The organism is Paenibacillus alba, assembly GCF_013204855.1.
In the GTDB taxonomy this organism is placed as follows: domain Bacteria; phylum Bacillota; class Bacilli; order Paenibacillales; family NBRC-103111; genus Paenibacillus_E; species Paenibacillus_E alba.
On the sequence record NZ_JABMKZ010000008.1, the window covers coordinates 105,721 to 119,564 of the forward strand.

Genomic DNA, 13,844 nt, shown 5'->3' on the forward strand with positions numbered 1-13,844 from the left:
TTTACAAAATCATCATATTCATCTAACAATCCACAAACATAAAACCAATATAATACAATTAAATATAATTAAAACAACAAAAATAAATTTCTTTTACTTTTGTTGAGAGGGGGTGCCTCTATTAAGTTAATCAGTTACTAGGCAACATTGCTCGGCGCACCGGCTCCGTATGTTACGTAACAAATGAACTTTATAAAAGGAGGACTCCTCGTGTTGAAACACAAGAAATTCGTATCCGTATTAATGGCATGTACCATTGCTTGCTCTGTAATTTACTCATCGGGAGCAGGCTTTATCCCGGTCGTATCGGCCGCCGTCATTGTCGACAAGCCAGTCCCTTCCACGCCTGCGGGCCGCTATGAACAATCCATCAGTGTTGCGCTTACCACCACGACCGCAGGTGCGGACATCTATTACACGCTCGACGGCACATTGCCTGACGAGACCAGCCTCAAGTACAACGGAACGCCGATCGTTCTTACGGAATCGACGAACGTTTCGGTGATTGCCCTGAAAGACGGCGTTTGGAGTACAGCCGGGACTTATGGTTACATCATCAAAACATCCGAACAACCGCTGCTGAAATTTGCAGCTATGTCTGACATCCATATCGGAACGAAAACACCGGAGGATAAACTCAGTACGAAAGCACGGTACACTAGCAACTTTGATGTGATGTCTTCCATTTTCAAGCCGGATGCCATTGTTATCGGAGGCGATTTAATCAATGATAATTTCGATGGCAAGGGGCCGGATCATGCTTTTGTTCGCGAGGTTTTCCAAGAGCAAATGGCACGAAAAGGCTGGGGAAGTATGCCTGTACAGATCGCGATCGGCAACCATGATGCCAGCGTAGCAGAGGTCAAAGCTGGCTATCCGGACGAATGGTTCACGAGCCAGGAGAACGGGTATTACGAAAAGACGATTAAAGACTATTCCTTTTTCTTTTTGAACGGGAACAACTACAATATTGACACGAATCAAAGGAATTGGCTGAAGGGGCGACTAGCAGCGCTGACGAGCGATCCGGCAAACCTTAACAAGCCGATCTTTATTACTTTGCATCATCCGGTTAAAAGTACAGTCATGGACGGCATGCAGTCTACAAATGAGAATCTGTATGCGGATTTAAAGGATTTTCCACAAGTTATTGTTTTATCCGGTCACTCGCATCTGAATATTAACGATGACCGTTCCATTTACCAGAAAGACTTTACAGCGATCAATTTGGGATCCATGTCCTATGTAGAGACAGAGAGCGGGTACGCTGCTGTCACACATGAAGGTCTAATGGCAAATCGTTTTGAATTCCCTGTCAATCAGTCGGAATTCATTGAGGTGTACGAGGATCGCATAGAGATTGAGCGAGTGGAGTATAACGGCGATCCTGGCTCCATTATTAATGGAGGTAAGTGGCAAGGAATAGGTAACGAAGGAGCGGGTACCCCGCCTCCGTACTCCAGCACCGGGGCATTAGCAGGGAAGAAATGGGTTGTGAAGCTGCAAGGCAATTCCAATGCGGAAATTAAAAACAACTTCACGTACACAACAAGCAACCGCAACAAAACGGCGCCTCAATTCCCGGCGAAACCCGAGATCAAAATGCTGCCGGGAGCCAATAACGTACCGGTGCTTTCTTTCCGACAAGCCAAGGACGATCAGTCCATGCACCACTATGAAATCAAGCTGTTGAACCAGCGAACGGCTGAACCAGTGAAATCATTCAATGTGTTGTCAGATTACTACTTTTCACCGATTCCGAATAAAATGAATATTCCGATGGCCGATTTGGATCCGGCAACTTCCTTTGTTGTCAGCGTGACAGCGGTGGATGTTTATGGCAACAAAAGCGCTCCTGTGCAGACCACTTATCGAACCGCAGGAACGGCGCCTGGATTGACTCCGATTGACCCGAATACGATGTGGAATGGGCTTGTGTCCGATATGAAATTCGATGACAATCTCAGTGACATTGCTCCAAGTGTAATCGGCAAAGCTACTCAAAGCGGTGACGTCACTTTTGTCTCAGGTAAATCCGGTCAAGCCGTCAGCATTGCAGCCGGCAATGCGAATTATGTTGATCTAGGCGACAGATCCGACTTGAAATTCGGAAATGGCAACTTCACGATCTCTTTCTGGCATATGGGGGACTTGGCTGGAGATCAGACGGTTCTCGCTAATAAAAACTGGAATTCGGGTGGGAATCCTGGGTGGTATGTTGGCCCTGCGACTACGAACTACATGTCTCTTAATATGGCTGCTGGAGGCAATCGCATTGATTATTCCGCTCAAAATGTGGGGAAAGAGTGGCACTACTTCACGTTGTCCGTAGACAGGACAAACAAGACAGCTTCAACGTATGTGGACGGTGTTGTGAAGGCAACCAAGGACATTTCTATATTAGGTACAGCCAGCCTTGATACTTCTTTTAATATTATTCTAGGTGCCGATGGCAACAAGGGGAATGGCGGAGCAGAAGTTACACTGGACGATCTGAAAATCTGGAAGCGCGCTCTGACTGCCACCGAAGCCAAAGCGTTATCCGATTCCTATAAAGAAGAGACGTCGGAGAATTTATACAATTTCAATCAATTGACAACAAAAATTCAGGAAGCTGAGCAATTCGCTGCGCATATTGTGGGTACAACAGGACTATCACTCCCTGTACAGGTGCAAAATGAGCTGACGGCTCAGATTGCTGGAGCAAAATCTTTGACATCGGGCTCCAATGCGACGGTAATCGATCAGGCCTATCTCGATTTGATTTGGGCATTGAAAGCAGCGCAGGATGCTGTCGTGTACACATTCATACCGAAAACAAGTTTTTCCCTGCAATCTTACAGCTCTTATGCTGAAAATGACAAAGATGAAGCGAAAAACATCCTGGACGGGCAAGAGACGACGATTTGGCATTCCAAATATCAAGCGCCGGCTGCGCCTTTCCCGCATTGGGTCATTATCGATATGAAGAACACGAATAAGATCACTGGTATTCAGAGAAAGAGTCGTACCAATCAATCGTATATGGCATTCCCAAAAACGTTTGAATTGTACGCCTCGGACAATCTGGCCGACTTCGACGATCCTGCATTCCTGGGCAATGCGGCGAACAATGCTGCCGGCACGTTTGGCAAGACATGGACAGGCACGGTTTATAAGGACTATGTTTCTTTGGACAAAACACTGAAGGGCCGGTATGTGAAATTCGTCGTGACCGGAACTTATGATCCAGTCGCAACCTATACCAGTATGAGCGAAATTGATTTTACTGGTGGAAAGGCTTTTAGCGGGGATGCTGCTTTAACTGAATTGAAAGTCAATGGCGCTTCGCTCAGCGGCTTCGCACCGGATAAGTTCGACTATGCGATGTCGGTACCTTATGAGACGACAGTGGCAACCGTGACTTATTCGAAAGCGAATTCTGCTGCAACCGTAGTAGTGAGTGGCGGCGATAATTTGATCGTCGGCGATAATCCAGTCATTGTTACGGTGACGGCGCAAGATGGTACAAGTAATAGTACGTATGCCGTCGTAGTAACCAGACAACCCCAATCTGCATCGTCCAATGCAACGCTGCGGGATCTGCAAGTGAATGGAATGACAGTGAGCGGCTTTGCACCGGACAAGCTGAACTACGCCATGGATGTTCCATATAGCACAACCGTGGCCACTGTGACTTATTCGGTCTATCATGCTGCATCTACAGTCGTTGTCACTGGGGGCAGCAGCTTATATGTCGGCTCCAATGTATTCACCGTTAAGGTGACGGCACAGGATGGCACGTTCAAGGAATATGGCCTTACGGTAAATCGTTCGTCAAGTTCAAATTCAGATTCGGGGTCATCCGGTTCTTCAGGACCATCGACAACGCCGGATAAACCGGAACTGCCGAAAGATGCAGTAACCATCAAGGACGAGGACTTGAAGGACGGTCAGTCAATCGTATCCGTCGATCTACCGGAAGGGAAGAATCGCCTGATTATTGGGGTGGAGCAGGCTGAGCAGCTTGAAGGACGCTCTTTGCAAGTTCAGGCTCCGAACGTAAAACTAACTGTTCCAGGCGATCTGTTGAAATCCGCAAGCAGCTTGCTGCCTTCACCTGACAAGAAGGCTGAGGTTACGGTGAAAATCGAACCGATGACAGCAGCGCAAGCAGAGCGGACGCTGCAGGAAGCAAGCCGCAAGGACAACGGTATCTATAAACTGGGCGGACAGGTGGTCGATCTCTCGATCTTCGCAACCGACGCTGAGGGCAAACAGTTTGTCCTGAATAAGCTTGAGAAGCCTGTCACGATGACGTTCGCGATTCCTTCGGGCATGGATCCGAAACTGGCTGGCATCTACGAGATTAAGAAAGACGGAAGCCTTGTGTATTTAGGCGGAAAGCGTATGAATGGAAATACCGCAATTGAAGTCGGAACTGACCGACTCAGCCAGTACGCGGTGCTTTCTTTGGAGAAGAATTACAACGACGTGACCAACCAGCACTGGGCATATGCGACGATTCGCGAGTTGTCCGCTCAGCATATCGTTAACGGAGCGACGGACACGACCTTTGCGCCTGGCAAAGACATTTCCCGTGCCGAGTTCGCAGCCTTGCTGGCCCGGACGCTAGGTCTTTCATCTGCAGAAACGTCTCCGTTCGGTGATGTGACAGCGAAAGACTGGTATGCGAAGGAAGTGGCTGCCGCCTATAAAGCCGGCATTATTTCTGGCAATGGACAGCAAGCTTTCGAACCGAATCGCAGCATTACCAGAGAAGAGATGGCCGTCATGCTCGTGCGCGCTTATGAGCACCGGACAGGATCGAAACTTGAAGCGTCCACAGCAGCAAGCTCGGATGCATCCAAGATCAGCGATTGGGCCTTGCCTTTCGTGAACAGTGCGCTCAAAGCGAAACTGCTCTCGGGGCGTCAAGAAGGGTTGTTTGTACCTGGTGAGCATACGACTCGTGCGGAAGCAGCGCAAGCTATCTACAATCTACTGAAATAGACATAAAAAGATCGCCAACCACCTATATGATCAGGGAGGTTGGCGATTTTCTTTAACTTCGCACAGATAAAGGAACGTCAGGATACTGTTTCACAAACCGATAAATTCCGAACAAGCCGATTAACGCCATATACCGTCTGGACTTACCAACGAGTTTACCCAAGAGATCACTTTTTTTGCAACAAAATTCCATATTTTTACGTTTGTTTCTTAGGAGGTGTTTAAATGAAGAAATTAATAATAGTAATTTGCGCCTTGCTGGGCTTAGTTGCATGTGGTCAGCCTTCACCATCTGAAGAACAAACAGCAAATCTCTCTCTACCCAAGGATTCAGCCGTAGTTACATCAACCGTTCCTACTTCTGAAAAAGTGCCTTTTACAGCGAGTATATCTGTCCCAAATCAATTAAAATCCAATGAAGAGTTCATTGTTGAAGCTACTCTAAAGAACTTATCTGATCATGATTTTAAGATTTTACATGCGGCAGGTCTTTTTTATTTTTCTATTAAAGACAGCAATGGCAAAGGGGTTAATACATTTGCTATGCATCAAGTAGGAATATATCGTACTTTTCAAGGAAAAGGGACGATTACTGAGCATTATACATATAAACTTGAAAAGGCAGGTTTTTATGAAGTTTCGGCAACTGCAAAATTTATGCTTGGTGAAGGAGACAATGAAAACGACTTAGAACTTGAAACAAATAAGGCAAGATTTGAGGTTATAGCATTGAACTAAAGAAGACGAAGGTTTTTTCTGCAAGACGTAGACAGATGTTTGTTAATAACATAGTATTATGTTATTAACAAACATTTTTAATGGGACAGGAAGGGATGCGGGATGAAAAGAAGCGAGGTTATATGCGCTCAAAAGCAAGCTGCGGCGATGTTGCAGGACATTAGCATAGCGCTGACGGAACATGAAATGGCACAAATTGAAGTTGCCGGATTTGGCCTTGATCAGCTTGAGGTGCAGGGCTTGCAGCTGGTTACCTATGTGAATACGGAACGCTATTGTGCGAAGGAATTAATGTTGTTTCCCAATCAAACATGCCCTGAGCATTTGCATCCGCAGGTACATGGCGAACAAGGTAAAATGGAAACCTTCCGCTGCCGGACCGGAAACGTGTATTTGTATGTAGAAGGAGAGGCGACACCTGTCATTCAAGCGAAAATACCGACAGGCAGCGAAGCTTATTACACGGTGTTCCATGAAGTGGCGCTGTCTCCGGGAGAACAATACACCATTCAACCTGGGGTCAGGCATTGGTTTCAAGCAGGCGACGAGGGAGCCGTCATTTCTGAGTTTTCCAGCACGAGTCGTGATGAGTACGACATATTCACCGATCCGCGTATTCAACGAATACCTGTGATTCTGGAAGATGAATAGGCTTGTATGAGACTGTACGGAAGAGAGTGGACGAGGCGGGAATTGGAAGCCCGTGTAGGCCGGATCGAGCAAATTGCCGGCATGCGGCGTTTCGTGGGCACGGAAGGCAAAGAAACGGGCGTTGAGCAGATTCACGTTCGGACCGGAGCAGGGCTGAGCTACTATGTCACGCCAACGAAGGGGCTGGACATTTCATTGGCGGAATTCCATGGGGTGCCGATCAGCTGGCAATCCTGCAACGGGGACGCGCATCCTAGACATTATGAGCCGGAAGGCAGCGGCTGGCTTCGAACTGCATCAGGGGGATTGCTGATGACTTGTGGGCTCATGCAAGTTGGATCATCTTGCGAAGATCAAGGTGAGAGGCTTGGACTGCATGGTCGGATGCATCACACGCCTGCAAGTCAGGTTTCTGCCGAAAGCAGCTGGCACGAAGATGAAATGGAAATGCGAATAGCGGGTAGCGTGGAAGAGACCTCGATATTCGGAGGACATCTACGCTTAACGAGGCAAATTCGCAGTCGACTGGGAGAGAATTCCCTGCTCATTCAGGATGAGGTACGGAATGTAGGTTTTGAACGTTGTCCTCATATGATTCTTTATCACTTTAATTTCGGCTTCCCTTTGTTAAGCGAAGAGACGACGATACACTTCCATTCGGCATCGGTGCAAGCGCGTGAGCAGCAGACACCGATGGGCGGCTACAGGGCATGGCAAGCCCCGGATAAGGATTATCAAGAGCGTTTGTACTACCACGATACGAGCAGCAAGCCGCTCGTGCAAATCGAAAACCCGAATTTCCCTTTCCATTCTGGAGGGGCGAACGTTCGGGTTTCGCTGCAATGGTCGGCCGATACGCTGCCGAATCTGGTCCAATGGAAAATGGCTGGGGCCGGCACGCACGTGCTGGGTATTGAGCCTGCCAATTGTTATGTCGAAGGCAGACGGGCAGAGCGTGAGCGCGGATCGCTTGTCTTCCTTGAACCAGGGGAAACCGTTAGCTATGAAATTCGGTTAACCCTTGCGTGAGATGTTGGGATCAAAGAGACAACGAAATGTAGGTGATGGATGACACGGCGACGCTGCGTGCTGTTGTACAGGAAGCTTCTGTAGATATCCTGATAGGCTCTTGATTCTAGGCAAGACACAAAGAAATCTCTCCTTAGGTTGGGTGGCATCCCCATTTCACCAAAGAGAGGTTTTTTTTGTTGTTAATGCAGGGACGGCGAGTCTCCATGCCTTGCTGGAAGAGGGAGGGGGAACTACAGGGCGCTATTTGGCTAGAAACAACCCTTTAGGCAAGGGGGAGGGAACTAGGGTCCGCTATTCCGCCATTCCGAGCAGATAATTAGATTATTGAGGTGAAATAAGACCTTGTAGTTCCCCTTGGGCGCCCGAAATTCCGCTTTTCCCCGAAATAAGGGAATGGAGTTCCCTCAATCAAGTGGATCTCAAGTTGAGACGCTCCTAAGTTACTTGCTAGTTGCGAGTTCCGTTTCTGCACATGAGTTTGAATACTGACTTTTCGACTGGAATAAGCAGTATTCGAACTATGCAGGGGCTGTCGGATTCATTAAGGTTAAGGTGTAGACAGCAGCAACTTCGACAGTCAGGGAGGAGTATCAGGCTTATGAGTTTCATTAGGGAGATTACAAGGAACCGTCAGTTGTATGTATTGGCTGTTCCGGGCATTATCTTTTTGGCGATCTTCTCCTACATTCCGATGCTGGGACATTTGATTGCGTTCCAACGCTTTCAACCAGTGAAAGGGTTATGGGGAAGCAAATGGGTGGGCTTCGATAATTTCAAGTTCTTTTTCGGAGGACACGATTGGGTACGAGTCACGTTCAATACGTTGTATCTGAACCTGCTCTTTCTCATCTTCGGTATAGGGATGGCCATCGTTCTGGCCATTATCGTGAATGAAGTCAGGTCGACGCTCATCAAGAAATTGAGCCAGTCCTTTATTTTCCTTCCCTATTTTATTTCTTGGTTGGTAGTCAGTCTGATGATGCTTGCTTTTATGAGCACGGAAGGCTTGGTGAACAGCTTGCTCAAGAGCTTGGGAATGGATACGATTAATTGGTATCAAAGCGTGAATCTATGGCCCTTTCTTTTGACACTGGTGTACATCTGGAAATTTTCGGGCTACTATTCCATTATCTTTTTGGCCGCGATCGTTGGCATTTCGAACGAATACTACGAATCGGCGAAGATCGATGGGGCGACCCGGTTTCAGCAAATCCTGCATATTACGATTCCTTCAATCCGCTCGGTGATCGTTGTGCTGATGCTGCTGGGTGTCGGACGTATTTTCTTCGGGGACTTCGGCATGATCTACGGGATTATCGGGGATAATTCGATTCTGTATCCGACGACAGATGTCATTGATACGTATTCGTTCCGGGCACTGCGCCAGTTGGGCAACTTCGGCATGTCTTCGGCTGTCGTCTTGTATCAATCGATGATGGGTCTCGTCACGATTCTCATTTTTAACCGAATCGCGAAGAAAATTGATTCCGATTCCAGTCTTTTTTAGGAGGAGCTTATGGAAGTTACAGCTACGACAGCAGCACCCGATAAAATAGCCAGAACGCGAATCCAATCGGATACGTCTTGGCGTGAGAAACTGTTTCTAGGTTTCATTTATGTGTTCATTTTAGCCTTCAGCCTTGTTTGCGTGATTCCCTTCTGGATCGTCTTGGCGGATTCTTTCGCTTCCGAGGCCAGTTTCCTCCAGTATGGGTATCAAATCCTTCCCAGCGAGTGGAGTCTGGATGCTTACAAGTACTTGCTGCAAGGAGGTCAGTTCCTCACCAGCTACAAAAATTCTCTCATCGTTACCATCGTGGGAACTGTGCTAGCCGTCATTATGACCGCCATGTTCGCCTATGTACTGGCACATCCGAAGGTGAAATACCGTCATGTCCTTTCTTTCTTAACCTACTTGGCGATGGTTCTCGGCGGCGGATTAGTTGGCTTCTACATCATGGTGACCAATTGGCTTCACTTGAAGGACTCTTTATGGGCGCTCATTCTTCCTTATTTGCTGAATCCGTTCTATGCTTTCATCTTAGTTGCCTTCTATAAATCGCTGCCTTATGAAATCAACGAAGCGGCAACGATTGACGGGGCAGGGGATATTCGTCTTTTCTATAAAATTATTGTACCGATTTCCACACCGGTCATTGCGACGGTTTCGCTTTTTTATGCTATTCAGTATTGGAACGACTGGTATTTATCCTTGCTGTTCATCGACAATTATAAACTGCATCCCTTGCAGTTGATGATCCGGCAATTAATTTCGAATCTTAATGTTTCCGCTTATGTCGGCGGTGGCGCCAGCTATCAAGTATCGGCTCCAACGAGCGCCATTCAATTGGCAACTGTTTGTCTAACAATCGGTCCGATTGTGCTGCTCTATCCTTTTCTGCAAAAGTATTTCGTGAAAGGCATTACGATTGGCGCTGTAAAAGGTTGAGTTCAGGACGGTTTCACCCGAGTTTCTCGGTTTAACATATTTCTACAGGAGGTCGCAACAATGAATAGGACAAAATGGACTGGTACCGCTCTAACGATCGTAATGCTGACAAGTGTGCTTGTGGCCTGTACGAGTAAAAATGCAGAGCCAGCTGCGACAAATGCCCCTAGCAGTACGGCAAATGCCGTGGGCGTGAAGAAGCTGGACCCCGTTACGCTGAAAATTATGGTGCCCGGAGACAGGCCCAAAGATTTCGACGCCGTGATCCAGGAAGCAGAAAAGAGAATGGCCGATTCCATCAATGTGAAATTGGATGTTGTCTTCGTGCCATGGGCCGATTTGGCTCAGAAAACGCAAGTTACGCTTTCATCCGGCGAAAACATCGATTTGATCTTCGATGCGCCGTGGCTGCATCTGACTCAGCAAATCGCCGCCGGCAGCTACGAGCCGCTCGATGATCTGCTCAAGCAGTACGGGCCAAACATCCTCAAGAACCGTCCGCAGCAGATGTGGGATGCCAACAAATTCGATGGGAAAATCATGGGCATCCCCAACGGCAATTCCTTTGTTCAGGGACGTGTTTACTATGTGAGAAAGGATCTTCGCGAACAGCTCGGCATTGCCCCTATCAAAAGCTATGATGACTTGATCAAATTTGCCTATGCCGTGAAAGAGAAAGTGCCAAACATCACGCCGCTGGTGCCTGCTGGTCAAGATGTGAACAAAGGCCTGTCAGAAGGCGCTTTCCGGCATTATTGGGCGGATAATAAAGAGAATATTCAGCCAAGTCCTGCGCTCTCCGAATCTCTCACATTGTTCACTAGAAATAACGACGGGAAAGTGTACAATCTTTTTGATGAGATGGATCCGATGGTTTGGTCATGGGTTCAAAATGCCCGCAAGCTGTATCAGGATAAGATTATTAGCCCGGATGTGCTTGCCATCAAAGATGTCATGGAGCCAGCCAAACAGGGCAAAGCAGCCATCATTACGAGTAACGATTTCGGCGTGAAGGATGATATCCAGAAAGCCTTGAAAAGCGGCAATCCCAAAGCTGAATTTGAAGCGGTTACATTAATGAATTTGAATAAAGGTGCTGTCCTCACGAACTCGCTGCAATATAATTTCATCTCTGTTCCTGTAGTGAGCAAGCACAAGGATCGGGCCATTCAGTTCCTGGACTGGGCTAATCAGAAGGACAATTACGATCTGTTGGTGTACGGGGTGAAGGATAAGAACTGGGAAGCGGTCGGAGATGACCAATATACGTTCAAAGGCGACGGTTACACTTGGTTCCCTTATGTATGGATTTGGAACCCAACAACAGATCGGCAGGATGCCAGTCAAAATGAGGAGACCAAGAAGCTGAACAAGTGGACGGCAGATGCCAGCAATTTCACGATCGACAAGCTGTCTGGGTTTACATTCAACAACGCGCCGGTCAGCAATGAGATTTCCCAATACACCAGTATTGAGGCGAAATACTATTCGGCTTTGTTCAACGGGGTTGTCGATCCCGATGCTTATTGGGCCAAATTTAAAGCCGAAGCGGCGCCATTAGCGAAGAAAATTCAACTCGAAGAGCAGAAGCAAATTGATGCTTTTCTTGCCAAAAAGTAAAAATGAAACCTCAGAATCAATAATGGAACCTCACAGGTCCTCATAAATGTGCTTTAATAAATAGGGACAAGAAACGATGAAGGGGAGTTCAGATGCTGAGATTTCTGCCAGAAAAAACATACCTTCGCAATTTTTTGAATATGGGTCTGCTGTTTACAGTAATCATCCTGTTGTTCTCCTATTTATTAAGGCAGCAATATTCCAAACAGGCTTATGAGGATATCAATCAATTGATGGCAACGAAAACTGACAGTTTGAGTCAAGGCTTCGAGTATCAGTTGGACCACCTGCGTTCTTATGCATTGAATATCTACCAGGACCCCGAGATTACGAATTGGCTGCTGTCCGATCAGAGCGAGCCTTTATCGACGGCAGCAGCGTTTAAATCGGTCTCCAAATATATGAGTTTGCAGTCGTTCATTGCCTCAACGTATCTGGTGAATATGAAGACGGAGCAGGTCATTAATTCCAAAAATGGCGTTCATACGTTTGCTGATTTTGATGATCAGGCGATGCTGGCGCGTGTCCGTAATCAGCCGCCGACAATGCTCCGGTTTTTCGATCATACACTGGCTGATGAATCTTACTTGGCGTTGACGGTGCCATCCAACCGTTCCAAAATCGCCAGCCAGGGGTATGTTGTTATTTTACTCAACAAGAATTTGCTGGAGAAATATTTGCTGCAAAATTTGAATGATGCGACGGCTGGTATTCTGATTTTGGATGGGAATCAGCACGTCATTCTCGGGGGTTCCGACACCTTCGATGCCAAGCAGCTGCTCCAGCCGGATTTGAAAAACCATCAAGTATATTTGAATCATAATGTGTATTTAATTCATGCCCATGCGTTTCAGGTGGAGGATTGGACGCTGTATTCGATCGTGAAATTGAAGGACATCAGCAAAAATATTGACCGGATCGAGCTGGAAATTCTGGGCATGTGCTTGTTTCTGCTTATTCTGCTGTCCGCGCTGACCTTCTGGAACTCGCGGCGCCATTTCAAGCCATTCAGTCAGTTGGCCACCCATATGAAGGAGACGGTCGCTACCGCTTTGCCTTCGGCAGAGAACAAGCGAAATACAGAGTTTTCGATTATTAAATCAGGTTTGGATCATATGGTCAAAACGATGGAAGAGATGAACAGTGTCATTCGCAACCATCATGAAGTGATCAAGAACGAGTTTTTGCGGCAGTGGCTATTGCAAGGGACGTACAATGAGGCTTTTCTCGAAACGGGGAGTACGCGACTGCAAACGCTGCTGAACTCGGATATTTATTTGGCGGTCATGCGGATTAATCGGTTTCAGGCGTTCTCGGATCGTTATTCGTATGCCTCAAGGAAGCTGCTCATTTATGCAATGGGCAATATTGCGGGAGAAGTTTTGGAGAAGCATGGCTTTGTATCCGAAACCGTTGATCTGGGAAGCGATCATGTGGCTGTGATGATTAGCGGCGACTTGCATAGGGTGAACCTTACAGAGGTTGTCTATAAAGCGCGAGAAGAGATCGGCAATTGGCTGCAATTCCATGTTACCGTAGCGTTAAGCGGCCGGACAGCGGTGCATAGCAATATGCGAAGCGTATATGATCGGACGTATGACCTAACTTTGCTGCGATTTTTTAATGAGCAGGATAAAGTGTATGTGGAAGAGGATTTGGGTGATTATTGGTCCGAACAGCAGCCCGATTTTGATGAAAATCTGGTGCAGGAGCTGATTCAATCTGTGCGCAAAGCACAGAAGGAGAAAGTGCGCGAGCAGTTGGATGAACTATTCGCCAAACTGCAGACGTTATCGTATACGGAGTGCCAGTTCCAGTTGAAGCTGCTGCTGTTCTACATTTTCAAAGCGTTCAATAAAGTCATGGCGGACCAAGAGCCCGGCGGGGTCGATTTGCTTCTTCAGCAGTTCGATACCTTACTGGATGTGAAGGAGTGGGTGTACAGCCAATTCGTTACGATTATCGACAGTGTTGCGCTCAAGCATTCCGCTTCCAACCGGAAGGAGGAACTAGCTTCGGAAATGTTTGACTATGTCAAACAGCATTTCCATGACCCGATGCTTACACTAGAAAGCATTGCTGATTATTTAGTGCTGTCCGTCAGCTATGTTCGGTTGGTTTTTAAAGAAACGTATCTTATCACGTTATCTGATTTCATTCATCAGGAGCGGTTGGAGCAAGCCAAAAAGCTGCTCGTATCGACGGATTTGCCGGTGCTTCATATCGCGGAACGATCCGGATTCCAGTCGAAAACGACGTTTTTTACCTCATTCAAAAAGTACACGGGCTTAACGCCTAATCAGTACAGGGAGCAGAATAACGACTAATCTTTCGAATTTACTAAATTACGATGGAGGAGGTT

The 13,844-nt window shown here is 47.1% G+C and carries 8 protein-coding genes; all 8 read left to right on the forward strand.

All coding sequences use genetic code 11. The annotated features are described in order from the left end of the window. Positions 1–210 precede the first annotated feature (210 nt). The 8 genes from HQN90_RS13555 (at position 211) to HQN90_RS13590 (ending at position 13,809) form a co-directional block, all read left to right on the forward strand. Entirely contained in the window at positions 211–4,992 is a 4,782-nt protein-coding gene (locus tag HQN90_RS13555) for an S-layer homology domain-containing protein (protein WP_173219089.1), read from the forward strand. A 225-nt stretch (positions 4,993–5,217) separates the two neighbouring features. Next, on the forward strand, positions 5,218–5,730 hold the full coding sequence (locus tag HQN90_RS13560; RefSeq protein ID WP_173219092.1) for a putative periplasmic lipoprotein: 513 nt from the start codon (positions 5,218–5,220) through the stop codon (positions 5,728–5,730). Between the two features lie 102 nt (positions 5,731–5,832). After that, positions 5,833–6,381: a D-lyxose/D-mannose family sugar isomerase gene (locus HQN90_RS13565; protein ID WP_173219095.1), complete on the forward strand. Its 549-nt coding sequence runs from the start codon at positions 5,833–5,835 to the stop codon at positions 6,379–6,381. Positions 6,382–6,387: 6 nt separating this feature from the next. Then, positions 6,388–7,410: an aldose 1-epimerase family protein gene (locus tag HQN90_RS13570; protein ID WP_173219098.1), complete on the forward strand. Its 1,023-nt coding sequence runs from the start codon at positions 6,388–6,390 to the stop codon at positions 7,408–7,410. Positions 7,411–8,011: 601 nt separating this feature from the next. Continuing rightward, positions 8,012–8,920: an ABC transporter permease gene (locus tag HQN90_RS13575; RefSeq protein ID WP_173219101.1), complete on the forward strand. Its 909-nt coding sequence runs from the start codon at positions 8,012–8,014 to the stop codon at positions 8,918–8,920. A gap of 9 nt (positions 8,921–8,929) precedes the next feature. Further along, on the forward strand, positions 8,930–9,862 hold the full coding sequence (locus HQN90_RS13580) for a carbohydrate ABC transporter permease (RefSeq protein WP_246362322.1): 933 nt from the start codon (positions 8,930–8,932) through the stop codon (positions 9,860–9,862). A 60-nt stretch (positions 9,863–9,922) separates the two neighbouring features. After that, positions 9,923–11,482 carry a DUF3502 domain-containing protein gene (locus HQN90_RS13585; protein WP_173219104.1) on the forward strand — a complete coding sequence of 520 codons (1,560 nt, stop codon included), beginning with the start codon at positions 9,923–9,925 and terminating at the stop codon, positions 11,480–11,482. Between the two features lie 92 nt (positions 11,483–11,574). Continuing rightward, the gene (locus HQN90_RS13590) at positions 11,575–13,809 is read left to right on the forward strand and encodes a helix-turn-helix domain-containing protein (protein WP_173219107.1); all 2,235 of its coding nucleotides are present in this window, start codon (positions 11,575–11,577) and stop codon (positions 13,807–13,809) included. The last annotated feature ends 35 nt before the right edge of the window (positions 13,810–13,844 follow it).